Source organism: Arthrobacter sp. V1I9 (assembly GCF_030817075.1).
Lineage (GTDB): Bacteria > Actinomycetota > Actinomycetes > Actinomycetales > Micrococcaceae > Arthrobacter.
In genome coordinates this window covers 3,065,656-3,078,789 of the sequence record NZ_JAUSYU010000001.1, presented here as the reverse complement: position 1 = coordinate 3,078,789, position 13,134 = coordinate 3,065,656, and the positions used below count along the sequence as shown (strand labels likewise).

General features: G+C 65.6%; 12 protein-coding genes and 1 pseudogene. 10 read left to right on the top strand and 3 right to left on the bottom strand.

The annotated features are described in order from the left end of the window. Window positions 1-56: 56 nt before the first annotated feature. A complete protein-coding gene (gene phoU, locus QFZ70_RS14335; RefSeq protein ID WP_307096555.1) occupies window positions 57-719 on the bottom strand; it encodes a phosphate signaling complex protein PhoU in 663 nt (220 codons plus the stop codon). Window positions 720-925: 206 nt separating this feature from the next. Here phoU and QFZ70_RS14330 point away from each other — a divergent pair. Beyond that, window positions 926-2,168, top strand: a pseudogene (locus QFZ70_RS14330) (sensor histidine kinase). Continuing rightward, window positions 2,165-2,845, top strand: a complete 681-nt coding sequence (locus QFZ70_RS14325; protein ID WP_104043086.1) for a response regulator transcription factor — start codon at window positions 2,165-2,167, stop codon at window positions 2,843-2,845. Before QFZ70_RS14330 ends, QFZ70_RS14325 begins: the two are co-directional and overlap by 4 nt. A gap of 101 nt (window positions 2,846-2,946) precedes the next feature. Here the strand turns inward: QFZ70_RS14325 and QFZ70_RS14320 are convergent, their stop codons facing one another. After that, window positions 2,947-3,489: a hypothetical protein gene (locus QFZ70_RS14320; RefSeq protein WP_307097890.1), complete on the bottom strand. Its 543-nt coding sequence runs from the start codon at window positions 3,487-3,489 to the stop codon at window positions 2,947-2,949. A gap of 271 nt (window positions 3,490-3,760) precedes the next feature. Between QFZ70_RS14320 and QFZ70_RS14315 the strand changes: the two genes are divergently transcribed. From QFZ70_RS14315 to QFZ70_RS14280, 8 genes are all read left to right on the top strand, one after another. Further along, window positions 3,761-4,243 carry a CarD family transcriptional regulator gene (locus QFZ70_RS14315; RefSeq protein WP_011690592.1) on the top strand — a complete coding sequence of 161 codons (483 nt, stop codon included), beginning with the start codon at window positions 3,761-3,763 and terminating at the stop codon, window positions 4,241-4,243. A 97-nt stretch (window positions 4,244-4,340) separates the two neighbouring features. Then, the gene (ispD, locus tag QFZ70_RS14310; RefSeq protein WP_307096554.1) at window positions 4,341-5,123 is read left to right on the top strand and encodes a 2-C-methyl-D-erythritol 4-phosphate cytidylyltransferase; all 783 of its coding nucleotides are present in this window, start codon (window positions 4,341-4,343) and stop codon (window positions 5,121-5,123) included. Between the two features lie 2 nt (window positions 5,124-5,125). Next, window positions 5,126-5,638 (top strand): 2-C-methyl-D-erythritol 2,4-cyclodiphosphate synthase, encoded by a 513-nt coding sequence (gene ispF, locus QFZ70_RS14305; protein ID WP_307096553.1) that lies wholly within the window; start codon window positions 5,126-5,128, stop codon window positions 5,636-5,638. Between the two features lie 9 nt (window positions 5,639-5,647). Beyond that, on the top strand, window positions 5,648-7,114 hold the full coding sequence (cysS, locus tag QFZ70_RS14300; RefSeq protein WP_307096550.1) for a cysteine--tRNA ligase: 1,467 nt from the start codon (window positions 5,648-5,650) through the stop codon (window positions 7,112-7,114). 100 nt (window positions 7,115-7,214) lie between these two features. Further along, window positions 7,215-8,204 carry a 23S rRNA (guanosine(2251)-2'-O)-methyltransferase RlmB gene (gene rlmB / locus QFZ70_RS14295; protein ID WP_307096549.1) on the top strand — a complete coding sequence of 330 codons (990 nt, stop codon included), beginning with the start codon at window positions 7,215-7,217 and terminating at the stop codon, window positions 8,202-8,204. Window positions 8,205-8,303: 99 nt separating this feature from the next. After that, entirely contained in the window at window positions 8,304-10,427 is a 2,124-nt protein-coding gene (gene glgX / locus QFZ70_RS14290; RefSeq protein WP_307096547.1) for a glycogen debranching protein GlgX, read from the top strand. Window positions 10,428-10,446: 19 nt separating this feature from the next. Then, the gene (locus QFZ70_RS14285; RefSeq protein WP_307096546.1) at window positions 10,447-10,968 is read left to right on the top strand and encodes a ribonuclease domain-containing protein; all 522 of its coding nucleotides are present in this window, start codon (window positions 10,447-10,449) and stop codon (window positions 10,966-10,968) included. Window positions 10,969-10,974: 6 nt separating this feature from the next. After that, window positions 10,975-11,331 (top strand): barstar family protein, encoded by a 357-nt coding sequence (locus tag QFZ70_RS14280; protein WP_307096544.1) that lies wholly within the window; start codon window positions 10,975-10,977, stop codon window positions 11,329-11,331. A gap of 17 nt (window positions 11,332-11,348) precedes the next feature. On the opposite strand, the gene QFZ70_RS14275 is transcribed toward QFZ70_RS14280, so the two are convergent. Continuing rightward, window positions 11,349-13,130, bottom strand: a complete 1,782-nt coding sequence (locus tag QFZ70_RS14275; protein ID WP_307096543.1) for a thiamine pyrophosphate-requiring protein — start codon at window positions 13,128-13,130, stop codon at window positions 11,349-11,351. Window positions 13,131-13,134 lie beyond the last annotated feature (4 nt).

Below are 13,134 nucleotides of genomic sequence, written 5' to 3'. Positions count from 1 at the left end.
ACGGGCCGGTCACTTTCCGTGACCGGCCCGCCGTCGCTTGTTCAAAAGGTCGGCTGTTAGCTGTGCTCGATGCCGGTCGGGTGCCAGGCCCCGGTGACCAGGTAAGTGACCTTCTGCGCCACCGAGACGCCATGGTCCGCGAAGCGCTCGAAGTACCGGCTGGCCAGGGCAACGTCCACAGTGGTGGCGGGCGTCTCACCCCACTCGGGGGCCGCGATGGCCTTGAACACGCTGAGGTGGAGATCGTTGATGGCCGTGTTCGCTTTCAGGATGTCCCGCGCCACCTCAAGGTCGCGCGTTTCCAGCAGCACGGTGAGCTTGTCTGCGATCTCCTGGTCCAGCTCCGCCATGCTCTTGAACGTTCCGGTCATGGATTCCGGAATGACGGTGGAGGGGAATCGGAGGCGGGCCAGCTGGGCGAGGTGCCGGGCAAGGTCGCCCATCCGCTCCAGCGAGGCGCTCATCCGCAGGGACCCCACGATCATCCGCAAGTCGCTGGCAACCGGACCCTGCAGCGCCAGGATGTCGATGGCCCGCTCGTCCAGGCTGTTCTGCAGGAAGTCGATGCGGGCATCCGCGGCGATGACGTCCTGGGCGAGGTCGACGTCCGCAACCTGGAAGGAGGTGGTGGCCTTGTCCATGGCTTCGCTGACCAGGCGGGAGATCTCCACCAGCTGGTCACCGACCTGGGTGAGCTCTTCCTGAAAAACCTTGCGCACTGAGGCGTCCTTTCCTTGGAACTCCGTCCCGCCCGCTCCAGGGCAGCCGGAATTCGTGTCGCCGTTCGGCAGTCCAACTCGTTACTCTGCCAGTATGCGGTAAACGGTTAGGCCCTTGAAGATGAACGTTAGTTGAACCGTCGGTGCAGCGGTCCTGGACGCGCCGACGGCCACCTGCCAGCACATAAGGTGGAGCTGTGGATCCTATGCTCATCGGTCTGGTGGCCGGCCTTATCGGCCTGGCGCTCGGCACGTTCGGCGTGCTGGCCTTCAGGGTGAGCGAGAAGCAGCGGCACCTGCTGGACGTTGACGCCGATGAAATCGCCCTGCCCGCCGGCGCCGCGGAGGTGCTGGCCGTCGTCGGACGTGCCTTTGTGGTGGTGGACGCTGTGGACGGCGTGGTCCGCGCCAGCCCGGCCGCCTATGCTTATGGCCTCGTGCGCGGGCACACCGTGGTCCACAAGGAACTGCTGGACATGACGGCAGGAGTCCGGCGCGACGGCGTCATCCTGGAGAAGCAGCTGGAGCTTCCGCGCGGCCCCCTGGGACAGGGCACCATAATCGTCCAGGTGCGGGCGGCCATGCTCGGGGAGGAATACATTCTCCTGCTCGCGGACGACCGCACGGAGATCACGCGAACGGAAGAGATCCGGAACGACTTTGTCGCCAACGTCTCCCACGAACTCAAAACCCCCGTCGGTGCCATCTCCCTGCTCGCCGAAGCCCTGGAGTCCTCGGCCGACGACGAACAAGCAGTGCGCCGCTTCGCCAAACGCATGCACAAGGAATCCGGGCGGCTGGCCGCCCTGGTGCAGGACATCATCGAACTCTCCCGGCTGCAGGGCGCAAGCGTCACGCAGGAAGGCCGCCCCGTCGACGTCAACGCGGTCATCGCCGAGGCGGTGGACCGGTCCCAACTTCCGGCCGAGAGCAAGAACATCCGCATAGTGGTGGGCGGCCGGACAGAGGGCAAGGTCTTCGGTGACCAGGACCTCCTGGTCACGGCACTGCGGAATCTGATCGACAATGCCATCCGCTACTCGCCCCCCAAATACCAGGGTAGGCATCGGCGTCCGCTCCCGGGAAGGACTGGTGTCCATCTCCGTGACAGACCAGGGTGAGGGGCTCAGCCCCGAGGACCAGGAGCGCGTCTTCGAGCGCTTCTATCGTGTGGACTCGGCCCGGTCCCGCCACACCGGCGGCACCGGCCTGGGACTGAGCATCGTCAAGCATGTGGCCTCCAACCACGGCGGGGAAGTGACCCTCTGGTCGCAGCCGGGCCAGGGGTCCACCTTCACGCTCCGCCTCCCGGAAATGGAAGGGCAGGAGGGCGAGGACGAGGTCCCGCACGCCGCCGCCCCTGGCCTGGCTGCACATGGCCACCGGAAGCCAGCCGTCACCCAAGTACCCCGCGCCGCAGGCGCAAAAGAACGAGGAGCTAACGCTTGAGCAGGATTTTGATTGTTGAGGACGAGGAGTCGTTCAGCGATCCCTTGTCCTATTTGCTGGGCAAGGAAGGGTTCGAGGTGGAGGTCGTGGACAACGGCTTGGATGCCATCACTGAATTCGACCGGAACGGGGCGGACCTGGTGCTGCTGGACCTCCAGCTTCCCGGGCTCTCCGGTACGGAGGTGTGCCGCCAGCTTCGCCAGCGCTCCAGCGTCCCCGTGATCATGCTGACGGCCAAGGACTCCGAGATCGACAAAGTGGTGGGCCTGGAACTCGGCGCCGACGACTACGTCACCAAGCCCTACTCCTCCAGGGAACTGGTGGCAAGGGTCAGGGCCGTCCTGCGCCGCCAGGGTGAACCGGAGGAACTGATCTCCTCCACCGTCCAGGCCGGGCCCGTCCGGATGGACATTGAACGCCATGTGGTCAGCGTGGGCGGTGAACAGGTACTGCTTCCGTTAAAGGAGTTCGAACTCCTGGAGATGCTCCTGCGCAATTCGGGCCGGGTGCTCACCCGCGGCCAGCTCATTGACCGTGTCTGGGGCTCGGACTATGTGGGCGACACCAAAACGCTCGATGTCCACGTTAAGAGGCTGCGCGGGAAGATCGAACCGGATCCTTCAGCGCCTCGGTTCCTGGTGACCGTTCGCGGCCTCGGCTACAAGTTCGAGCCGTAGGACTGCCGGCTCCGGACAGGAGGCGTGCAACGACTCATACAAAAGGGAGGGGCCGGCCGGCCCCTCCCTTTTCGTACGTGCGTTGCTTATTCCGGACAGCCTTAGTGGCCGCTTCCGCCTCCGAGTTCGGAAGCCGTCGGCGTCGCGGACGGGCTGGGAGAAGGAGTGCTGCCTGCCGGCAGGTATTCCTTGTACTCGGGCAGCGTGGCGTCCAGCACCGGAACCTTCACGGTGTTGCTCATGTTGGTACCGCTTTCGCTGATTTTGATGTCAACGAGTGAGCCAGGAATATCACCCGTGGTGCTCAGGATCGCTTCGGCGGTGGTGTCGTTCAGCAGGGTAGAGGAATTGGCCTTAACCGGCACTTCCGTCTGCGAGCCTGCGGCGCCGTTGAGCTTCAGGGTCACGTCCTGCGAAGAGGAGTTGTAGACCGCGCCGATGACGCGGCCGGGCTGGTCCTTCCCGGAGGACACAATGAGGATGTTGCGCAGCTGGAGCGGACCGAGGTCGGCCATGATCCCGTCCGACGACTGGTACTGCACGCTGGTCTGCTGGGAATTGGTGTAGCCGCAGCCCGACGCCAGCAGTCCGACGCCAAGGGCGGCACCCGTCAGTGCCAGCTTGGCGCGCTGGGCCCGGTTCATCGCAGTGAAACGCACGTCACGTACTCCTCGAGAGTCTTGAAAGATTATTCAGCCATAGCCTATCCGGAAAGCTGCTGGAAGGAGGATTCGACGCCGTCATATCGCCCTTGGCAGCACCTCCGGAATGCACTATTATCCGCGTTCGTCAAGGGGGTGAAGGGGGTCGATTGTGCCGATTTTCCGCGTATTTTCGCGGTTCGTGGCCCTTTTCGCGGCCGGGCATATGCCTGAATCGTGATAAACTGGTCTGCGGGAAAGGGGAAATGTCCACATGGTATTTGAGGTCGGCGAGACAGTAGTTTACCCTCACCACGGTGCTGCGAAGATTGAAGAAATCAAGATGCGCACCATCAAGGGCGAAGAGAAAATGTATCTCAAGCTCAAGGTGGCTCAGGGTGATCTGACCATTGAAGTTCCAGCAGAGAATGTTGATCTTGTTGGCGTTCGGGACGTTGTGGGCAAGGAAGGCCTGGAGCACGTGTTTGATGTGCTTCGTGCCGAGTTCACCGAAGAACCCACCAACTGGTCACGCAGGTACAAGGCAAATCTGGAGAAGCTTGCTTCCGGTGACGTCATCAAGGTGGCAGAGGTCGTCCGTGACCTGTGGCGCCGGGATCACGACCGGGGCCTTTCCGCAGGCGAGAAGCGAATGCTGGCCAAAGCCCGGCAGATTCTGATTTCAGAACTGGCGCTGGCTGAAAAGACCGACGAGGAGAAGGCTGCAAGCGTTCTCGACGAGGTCCTGGCTTCCTAAGAATTGAACCCCGGTGGCACCCAAGTGCCGCCGGGGCTTCTTTTTGCCCGGATTCAGGTCCGGGCGGGGCCTGCCGCTGGCACGTAGGCTAGTCCGCATGAGTGAAACTCCTCCGCGCCCCGTCACGGCAGTGATCCTGGTGGCCGCCGGTTCCGGGCAGCGGCTCGGCTACGGCATGCCCAAAGCAGCAGTGCCGCTGGGCGGCGAACCTATCCTGATGCACGCCCTCCGGGGCATTGTCACGTCCGGAGTCAGCAGCCAGGTGTGCATCGCGCTCCCGGCCTCAGACACGGCCCTCCGGCAGCTGTGCGAGGACTTCCGCGAGGAACTGGCCGACGGCGGCCCCCTCCTTTCCCTGGTTGACGGCGGCGCCACCCGGGCTGCATCCGTCCGCGCGGGCATGGCCGCGCTGATGGATGGGATCGACGCGGTGCTGGTGCACGATGCTGCCCGGGCCCTGACCCCCGAAGCGGTCTTCCACCGGGTGGTGGACGCACTGGCCGCCGGAGCTGAGGCGGTTATTCCTGCTGTTGCCGTCGTGGACACGGTCAAAACAGTGGCCGCGACTACCGGCCAGGACAGCGCCCTGGCGCCGGAGGTTGTCACCGGGACGGCGCCGCGCGAGAACCTGCGCGCCGTCCAGACGCCGCAGGGCTTCCGGCTCAGCACCCTCGTCAAGGCGCACGAAGCCGCGGGAACCCTGGACGAGCAGCAGTCCGCCGCCGTCACCGATGACGCCATGCTCGTGGAAATGCTCGGCACCCCGGTCCATGCCGTGCGCGGCTCCAGCCAGTCACTGAAGATCACCACTCCGCTGGATCTGATCCTCGCCGAGGGCCTCCTCGAAGGGCCCTTGGGCGCCCGCTGGGTGGAGGGCTGATCATGCCGGGCAACATGGTCCTGCCCCGTACCGGCATCGGCATCGACGTCCACGCCTACGCCCCGGAAGATGCCCCGCGCCCGCTGTGGCTTGGCGGGCTCTTTTGGGAAGGCGAACGCGGCCTCGCCGGGCACTCGGACGGCGACCCCGTTGCCCACGCAGCCGCTGACGCCCTGTTTTCTGCCGCCGGGATCGGCGACCTTGGCACCCACTTCGGAACCAGCCGTCCTGAATTCGCCGGCGCCTCCGGGGTCACCCTCCTCACCGAGGCAGCACGGATCGTGAGGGCAGCCGGCTTCGAGATCGGCAACGTCGCAGTCCAGTTCGTTGCCAACCGGCCCAAATTCGGTCCCCGCCGGGAGGAATCGCAGGAGGTCCTCAGTGAAGCCGCCGGTGCCCCCATCAGCGTCACGGCAACCACCAGCGACGGCCTGGGCTTCGCCGGGAGGGGCGAAGGCATCTCCGCGCTGGCCACTGCCCTGGTGTATCCGAGCCACTCCGGCGCCATCGGCTAATCTGGAGCGGTGACCCTGCGCTTCTATGACACCGCCTCCGCCGAAGTCCGGAACTTCGTCCCCCTCGTCGAGGGCAAGGCCAGCCTCTACTACTGCGGGGCCACGGTGCAGGGCATGCCCCACGTTGGCCACATCCGCTCCGCCATCGCTTTTGACCAGCTCACCCGCTGGCTGACCTACCGCGGCCTGCGGGTCACGGTAGTCCGGAACGTCACTGACATCGATGACAAGATCCTCGCCAAGTCGGAAGCGTCGTTCGCGGCGGACTTTACGCCGGAGCCCGGCGAAGTGGTCCAGGAGGAGTGGTGGGCGTTGGCGTACCGCTATGAACAGGAATTCCTGAAGGCGTACGACACCCTCGGGGTCTCGCGGCCCACCTACGAACCCCGCGCCACTGGCCACATTCCGGAAATGCATGCCCTCATCCAGCACCTGATGGACCGCGGGCACGCCTACCCCGCCTTGGACGGGTCCGGCGACGTCTACTTCGACGTCCGGTCCTGGAGCAAATACGGGGCCCTGACCAGGCAGAACATTGACGACATGCAGGCAGCTCCGGATGCTGATCCGCGGGGGAAGAGGGACCCCCGCGACTTCGCGCTGTGGAAGGGTTCCAAGGACGGCGAACCGGCAACCGCCAGCTGGTCTTCCCCGTGGGGCGCCGGCCGCCCGGGCTGGCACCTGGAATGCTCCGCCATGGTCACCAAATACCTCGGCACCGAGTTTGATATCCATGGCGGCGGGCTGGACCTGAGGTTCCCGCACCATGAAAACGAGCTGGCCCAGTCCCAAGCCGCGGGCCACCCGTTCGCCAACTTCTGGATGCACAACGGCATGGTCACCTACCAGGGCGAAAAGATGTCCAAGTCCATCGGAAACACCATCAGCCCTGCCGAGATGCTGGAACTTGCCCCACCCAGGGTGGTCCGCTACTACCTCGGCCAGGCCCACTACCGCTCCATCCTGGACTACCGGCCCACGTCACTGCAGGAGGCTGCCGCTGCCGTCGAACGCATTGACGGTTTCCTCGCCAAAGCCTCAGCCCGTTTCGGCAACGACGTCAGCATTGTCGACGGCAACTTCGGCTCGTCAACCGAAGCTGTCCGTACCTTCACCGAGGCAATGGACGACGACCTCAACGTCCCGCGTGCACTGGCGGCGCTCCACGAGACGGTCCGCGCCGGGAACACCGCCCTCGCCGACGGGGATGACGACGCCGGCCGCCACGCCATGTACGCCGTGGTGATGATGACCGAGGTGCTTGGGCTCAATGCCGTGGCGGGCAACGATTCCGGCAGCGGCAAGGAAGCAACAGCGCTGGAGGTCCTGGTCCAGGCGCAGCTGCAAGCCCGGGCCGCCGCCCGCGCCGAAAAAGACTGGACCGCCTCCGACGCCATCCGGGACACATTGGCCGCCGCCGGCGTCGTCGTGGAGGATGGCCCGGACGGCGCAACCTGGAGCCTGAAGCGGGACTGAACAGGGAATTTTTCCCGCAGGCAACCCCGGGTCAGGCGATTTTACTGGGTTCAGTAGACTGGTAAGCAGACGCAGTCAACACAATCAAGGGTGGAACACAATGGCCAACAATGGTCGCCGATCGGTTAAAGCGAAGAAGGGCCCAACCATCGGAACCGGTGGCCATGGCCGCAAGGCCCTCGAAGGCAAGGGCCCCACGCCCAAGGCGGAGGACCGCCCGTACCATAAAGCGCACAAGTCCAAGCAGCTCGCTGAGCGCTCCGCCGCCAAGCGCGGCACGGGCGCACGCAGTGCCGGCGCAGCCAAGTCCGGCCCCAAGGGACGGGCCACGGAGGAAGTGGTCACGGGCCGGAACTCCGTGGTTGAAGCGCTCCGGGCCGGCATCCCCGCCAAAGCACTGCACATCGCCATCCGCATCGAAATGGATGACCGGGTCAAGGAGTCCCTGAAGATCGCGGCCGAACGCGGCATTCCGCTGTTGGAAACCGGCAAACCGGAACTGGACCGGATGACTGATGACGCGGTCCACCAGGGCCTGGTCCTGCAGATCCCGCCGTACGAGTACCAGGACGCCTACGACCTCGCCGAAGAAACGGTGGATAAGTGGAAGAAGGGGCACGTCGCCAACGCGCCGCTCTTCGTAGCCCTGGACGGCATCACTGATCCCCGCAACCTGGGCGCCATCATCCGCTCCGTCTCCGCCTTCAGCGGCCATGGCGTGATTGTCCCCGAACGCCGCTCGGTGGGGGTCACCGCCTCGGCCTGGAAAACCAGTGCAGGGGCAGCGGTCCGGGTGCCGGTGGCACGGGCGTCCAACCTCAACAGTGCGCTGAAGCAGTTCAAGAATATGGGCATCTTTGTGCTGGGCCTTGACGGAGACGGCGACGTTTCGCTTCCCGACCTCACGCTGGCCACCGAACCGGTGTGCATCGTGGTGGGCTCGGAAGGCAAGGGCCTCAGCCGCCTGGTCCGGGAGAACTGCGACCAGATTGTTTCGATCCCCATCGACTCGGCCATGGAATCCCTCAACGCCTCCATGGCAGTGGGCATCTCGCTGTACGAAGTATCCCGCCAGCGCGCGGCCAAGTAACAACGGCACAGTAACAAAGGTTCCGTTTTCCCGGCCTGCCTACGCCCCACGATGACGCGTAGGCAGGCGATGTGCCCTTGGCGGCTAATATTTTAGGTGATGGTTATGCCGCTCTTCGACACTGCTTCCACCACGGACGCCTCAACGGCCCTTCCACTCGGTGTGACTGTCCCGCGCGCGGATACAGCCGCTGCGGGTCCGGCCGGAAACGGGAGGCCGGGCGCGCGGGCCAACGTGGCCTGCTACGCCCCCGGCGTGCGAAGCCTGGAAATCGTCTACAGGGCGCCGGGCGCTGACTGGCGCGTACAGGCGCTGCCCAACGTCACCCACGGCGTCCATCACGGCATCGTGGACCACCTGCCGTACGGCTCACGGTACGGGTTCCGCCCGGCAGCAACCGAACAGTCGTTACCGCTTGCCGTGCCCACCCGGGACGTTAATGACGACGGCGGCCAGCCGCTGCTGCTGGACCCCTACGGCCAGGCAGTGGACCAGCGCGACGGATTCCTGACCAGTGTGCGGATGGCAAGCGACTTTGACTGGGGACAGGACGCGCGGCTCCGCCTGGAATGGCGCGACACCATCATCTACGAGGCCCACGTCCGCGGCCAGAGCATGCTCCACCCGGACCTGCCCCAGGAGCTCCGGGGCACCTACGCCGGCATGGCGCACCCAGCCATCATCGAACACCTGAAAAGCCTCGGAATCACGGCCGTCCAGCTGCTGCCGGTGCACTTCCACCTTGATGAGCCGCACCTGCAGGACCTGGGACTGACCAACTACTGGGGATACAACACGGCGGCCTTTTTCGCCCCGCACCCCGGCTACGCCACCAAAGCGGCCCAGGAAGCGGGACCCCAGGCCGTCCAGGACGAGTTCAAGGGATTGGTCAAGGCGCTCCATGCCGCAGGGCTGGAAGTCATCCTGGACGTTGTGTACAACCACACGGCAGAAGGCGGGCCGGACGGCCAGGCCCTGAGCTTCCGCGGGCTGGGGGAGGACACCTACTACCGGACGGACGGGAACGGCAAGTACGTGGACACCACGGGCTGCGGCAACAGCTTGAACTTCGCTGAGCCCCAGGTGGTCCAACTGGTGGTCGACTCCCTGCGCCACTGGGTGGACGAGTTCCACATCGACGGCTTCCGGTTCGACCTTGCCGTGACGCTCTGCCGCAACGATGCCAACGAGTTCGATCCCCAGCACCCGTTCCTGGTTGCCGTTGCGGCCGATCCCGTCCTGTCCGACGTGAAGCTGATCGCCGAACCCTGGGACATTGGTTATGGCGGCTGGCAAACCGGGCGTTTCCCGGCCGGCTGGGCGGACTGGAACGACCACTTCCGTGACACCGTGCGCTCATTCTGGCTGGCAGACCGTGCTTCCCTCGAATCCGGCGGGCAGGGCGGATCGGTGGCCAGGCTTGCGGACGTGATGTCCGGCTCCGCCGCCCTCTTTGCGGCGTCCGGCCGCTCCCGGCTTGCCTCGGTCAACTACATCACGGCCCATGACGGCTTCACCCTGAACGACCTCGTCTCCTACGACCGCAAACACAACGAGGCGAACGGTGAGCAGAACCGGGACGGCCACGGCGACAACCGCAGCTATAACCACGGGTTTGAAGGCCCCACCGAGGACGGCGCCATCCTGGCCAAGCGCGCGCAGTCCCGCCGTAACCTCATGGCCACGCTGTTAATTTCCATCGGCGTCCCCATGATCACGGCCGGAGACGAATTGGGCCGGACCCAGCAGGGGAACAACAACGCGTACTGCCAGGACAACGCCCTCGCCTGGCTGGACTGGACCAGGACCCCCGAGTCGCACGAAATGCTTCGGACCACCAAACGGTACATCCGCCTGCGGAAGGAGTTCCTCGCCGCGCAGCCCCATGAGTTCCCGGTCCTTGATGAGCAGTCCTACCTGTACTGGTTCGACCAGGCCGGGCAGCCCATGTCCATGGAACGCTGGAACGATCCGCAGCACCGCGTGATGCAACTCCTGCTCGGTTCGGACGACGGGACGCTGGCCGGCCTGGTGGTGGTGAACGGCAGCACCTCCGACGTTCACATCACGCTGCCCCGGATCATCGCCCAGGGCACCCCGCACACGAAGTTCGAGCTGCGGCTGACCACCACACCGCTGCACGAGCTCCGCCAGGGCAGCAAAGTGGCTTCCGGGGAGAAGGACCTCGTGGAAGCCAACTCCATCAATATCTACCGCACCTGAGGCCCCGGGGAACAACCTAATGCGCAACCGCACTATCCTGCCCCTGCTGCTCACTGCGCTCGTGGTGCTGGGGCTGCTCGCCTTCGGCGGCACCGGGATCCTGGGCCAACTGACGAAAAGTACGACGCCGGAGGTTGGGTCCAGTGCCACGCCTGCACCGGGGGCTGCAACGGGTTCCCCCGCGACAGGGCCCGCTGCGGCCGGCCCCGGGAAGGCAGATGCCCCACCGAAGCCCCCGGCGCAGGTCAACCCGTCCGGCCTGCCGGAGGTGCGCGAGTCGGCCTTGCCGGCTGAAGGCCGCAGGACCCTCGCCCTCATTCGTGCCGGGGGACCGTACCGCTACAGCCAGGACGACCAGACCTTCGGAAACTTCGAGCGGGTCCTGCCGCGGCGGGACCGGGGCTACTACCGGGAATATACGGTACCCACGCCGGGAGAATCAGACCGGGGAGCACGGCGCATTGTTGCGGGCGACGGCGGCGAAAAGTACTACACGGATGACCACTACGAGACGTTTCGATTCATAGCAGAAGGCAGCTAGGCACCAATGAAGATCTACTCCGGCGAGACATGGACTTTGGAAGAACTGCAGGAGCAGGTGGCCGATTCCGGCCGCCGCAGCCTCGTGGTTCCCGCTGCCGACAGCAAGAAGGCAGTCCTGGAAACCTTTGGCGAGGTCCTGGAATTCCCCGAACACTACGGCGTCAACCTTGATGCCCTGAACGATTCCCTGCATGACTTCGCGGACAGCATCACGGACAACGGCAACCCGCCGGTCACGGTGCTGTGGCAGGTTGCAGCGCCTTTCCGCGCTGACCGGTCCTTCGGGGTCATCTGCGAAATCCTCCAGGACGCCGAGCGCTACGCCGGCAAGGACCTGTCCGTTACCGCAGTACTGCTCTGACAATCACCGCAGCGGACCTAGGGGCGTTCTTCCTGCCCCGCATAGGTCTCCAGCAGGTCCTGTGCCCGGCTGCCTCCCGGTTCCTCCGCCAGGGCCTTGCGCATGTTCTCCGCCTTCTCCCGGCCTCCCGGGAAGGGCGGCAGGAGGGGAACCTCCGGATCGGTGAGCACTTCGATCACCACCGGACGGTCGGCCGCAAAAGCGCGCTCCCAGGCATCGCCGAGAAGCTCGGGATCGTCCACCCGGATGCCCGTGAGGCCCAGCAGTTCGGCATAACCCGCGAACGGGAAGTCAGGCAGTTCCTGGCTGTCCCGGAATCGCGGCTCGCCCTCGGACTCGCGCTGCTCCCACGTCACTTCGGTGAGCTCCCGGTTGTTGAAGACGCAGACGACGAACCGGGGGTCCTCCCACTGCCGCCAGCGGTGCGCCACCGTCACCAGCTCGGCGATTCCTGACATCTGCATGGCGCCGTCCCCGGACAGCGCCACCAGCGGCCGGCCGGGGTGGGCAAGCTTGGCCGCAATGCCGTACGGGATGGAGCAGCCCATGCTGGCCAGCGTCCCGGAAAGGTGGGCCGGCACCCCCTGCGGAAGGACCAGCTGGCGGGCATACCAGTAAACGCAACTGCCGACGTCGACACTCACCTGGGCGTTGGCCGGAAGCCTGCCGTTGAGCTCCCGCACCACGCGCTCCGGGTTCATGGGCCGGGCAGGTACCGCGGCGCGTTCTTCGGCCAGGGCCCGCCAGCGCGTCACTTCCTGTTCGACGTCCTCGCGCCATTGCCCGCGCGGCCGCTGATTGAGCCGCGTGCCAAGGGCCTGGAGGGCGCTTGCGGCGTCTCCTGCCAGTCCCACTTCCACGGGGTAGCGGTTGCCGATCTTCCGCTCGTCGATATCGATCTGGACGGCCCTGGCAGCCCCGGGCGGGGGATAGAACTCGGTCCAGGGATCGTTCGAGCCGACGATCAGCAGCGCATCGCAGTTGCCCAGCAGATGGGCGCTGGCGGTGGTGCCGAGGTGTCCCATGGTGCCCACGGCGAAAGGTAAGGTCTCGTCCATATATGGCTTGCCCAGGAGGCTCGTGGCGATGCCCGCCCCCAGCTGCTCCGCCACAGCCACCACTTCCGCGGCCGCGTGCCTGGCGCCCTGGCCAACGAGAAGCGCCACCCGCTGCGCATTGTTGAGGATGGCCGCCGCAGCGTCCAGGTCTTCCTCCCGGGGTGTCTTGGCCGACGTGCTCCAGGACGGTGCGGTAACCACCACGCCGTGTTCCTGTTCCAGCTCCGGTGCGGGCGCGGACTGGATGTCGTGCGGCAGGATCACCACGCACGGCGAGGAGGTGGCCTTGGCTGTGCGGAAGGCGCGGTCCAGCACCATGGGAAGCTGCTCGGGGGCGTTGACCTGCTGCACAAACTGGGCAGCAACGTCCTTGAACAGGACGGTCAGCTCAATCTCCTGCATGTAGGCCGACCCCAGCACCGTCCTGCTTTGCTGCCCCACTATGGCCACCACGGGCACGCCGTCGAGCTTGGCGTCGTAGAGGCCATTGAGGAGGTGGACCGCCCCCGGCCCCTGCGTGGACGTGACCACACCCACCCCGCCGGTGTACTTCGCATGGCCCACCGCCATAAACGCAGCGGTCTCCTCGTGCCGGGCCTGAACGAATTCGACCCGGCCCTCCGCACGGCGGAGGGCACCCATGAACCCGTTGATCCCATCGCCGCTGTACCCGAACACACGGTTGACGCCCCACGTTGTGAGCCGTTCCACGATCAGGTCTGCCACAGTGCGGTCGTTCATGGAA

Coding starts and splice junctions, on each gene's coding strand:
- QFZ70_RS14320 (WP_307097890.1), bottom strand. CDS start 3,489: ATGAACCGGGCCCAGCGCGCCAAGCTGGCACTGACGGGTGCCGCCCTT.
- QFZ70_RS14315 (WP_011690592.1), top strand. CDS start 3,761: ATGGTATTTGAGGTCGGCGAGACAGTAGTTTACCCTCACCACGGTGCT.
- ispD (WP_307096554.1), top strand. CDS start 4,341: ATGAGTGAAACTCCTCCGCGCCCCGTCACGGCAGTGATCCTGGTGGCC.
- ispF (WP_307096553.1), top strand. CDS start 5,126: ATGCCGGGCAACATGGTCCTGCCCCGTACCGGCATCGGCATCGACGTC.
- rlmB (WP_307096549.1), top strand. CDS start 7,215: ATGGCCAACAATGGTCGCCGATCGGTTAAAGCGAAGAAGGGCCCAACC.
- glgX (WP_307096547.1), top strand. CDS start 8,304: ATGGTTATGCCGCTCTTCGACACTGCTTCCACCACGGACGCCTCAACG.
- QFZ70_RS14285 (WP_307096546.1), top strand. CDS start 10,447: ATGCGCAACCGCACTATCCTGCCCCTGCTGCTCACTGCGCTCGTGGTG.
- QFZ70_RS14280 (WP_307096544.1), top strand. CDS start 10,975: ATGAAGATCTACTCCGGCGAGACATGGACTTTGGAAGAACTGCAGGAG.
- QFZ70_RS14275 (WP_307096543.1), bottom strand. CDS start 13,130: ATGAACGACCGCACTGTGGCAGACCTGATCGTGGAACGGCTCACAACG.